The organism is Dethiosulfatibacter aminovorans DSM 17477, from assembly GCF_900142005.1.
Classification (GTDB): Bacteria; Bacillota; Clostridia; order Tissierellales; family Dethiosulfatibacteraceae; genus Dethiosulfatibacter; species Dethiosulfatibacter aminovorans.
Window position 1 is genome coordinate 1 of the sequence record NZ_FQZL01000077.1, and the last position, 1240, is coordinate 1240.

At 44.8% G+C, this 1240-nt stretch carries 1 protein-coding gene; it reads right to left on the reverse strand.

Annotated features, from left to right (window positions below; genetic code table 11):
• Nucleotides 1-32: 32 nt before the first annotated feature.
• Nucleotides 33-1226 (reverse strand): elongation factor Tu, encoded by a 1194-nt coding sequence (gene tuf / locus BUB05_RS18360; RefSeq protein ID WP_073050266.1) that lies wholly within the window; start codon nucleotides 1224-1226, stop codon nucleotides 33-35.
• Nucleotides 1227-1240: the final 14 nt, after the last annotated feature.

Consider the following 1240-nt stretch of genomic DNA (forward strand, 5'->3'; position numbering starts at 1 on the left):
CGACCTGCCTTGAATGTTTGCATTTAATGGAATTACTTGATTATTTGAGCAACAACTCCTGCTCCAACTGTTCTTCCACCTTCTCTGATCGCAAATCTTAGTCCTTCTTCCATTGCGATTGGAGTGATCAACTCAACTGTGAATGTTGCGTTGTCTCCTGGCATTACCATTTCTACTCCTTCTTCAAGCTCGATTGAACCAGTTACATCAGTTGTTCTGAAGTAGAACTGTGGTCTGTATCCTTTGAAGAATGGTGTATGTCTTCCACCCTCTTCCTTAGTAAGTACGTAAACCTCTCCTTTGAAGTTTGTGTGAGGTGTGATTGATCCAGGAGCTGCAAGTACTTGTCCTCTTTCAATCTCGTCTCTTTGTACTCCTCTTAGAAGCGCTCCGATGTTGTCTCCAGCCTGTGCCTGATCAAGAAGCTTTCTGAACATCTCTACTCCTGTACAAACTACTTCCCTTGACTCTGTTGACAATCCAACGATCTGGATCTTGTCCTGTACCTTGAGGATTCCTCTTTCAACTCTTCCTGTTGCAACTGTTCCTCTACCTGTGATTGAGAATACGTCCTCTACAGGCATAAGGAATGGCTTGTCAGTGTCTCTCTCTGGAGTTGGGATCTCTGCGTCAACAACTTCCATAAGCTCAACTATCTTGTCAGCCCATTCTCCGTCTGGATCTTCAAGAGCCTTAAGTGCTGATCCTACTACGATTTGAGTGTTGTCTCCGTCGAATTCGTACTCTGTTAGAAGCTCTCTGATTTCCATGTCTACAAGCTCGATAAGCTCTTCGTCATCAACCATGTCTGCCTTGTTAAGGAATACTACTATCTTAGGTACACCAACCTGTCTTGAAAGAAGGATGTGCTCTCTTGTTTGTGGCATTGGACCGTCTGCTGCAGATACAACCAGGATTGCTCCGTCCATCTGAGCCGCACCAGTGATCATGTTCTTAACGTAGTCGGCGTGACCTGGACAGTCAACGTGTGCGTAGTGTCTGTTTGGAGTCTCGTACTCAACGTGTGCTGTTGAGATCGTGATTCCTCTTTCTCTCTCTTCAGGAGCCTTGTCGATGTTCTCGAATGCTACTGACTCACCGAATCCGTATTTCTTGTGAAGTACCATTGTGATCGCTGCTGTAAGTGTTGTCTTACCGTGGTCAACGTGACCTATAGTTCCTATGTTTACGTGGGGTTTATTTCTTTCGTATTTTGATTTTGCCATTTAAGTTCCTCCTT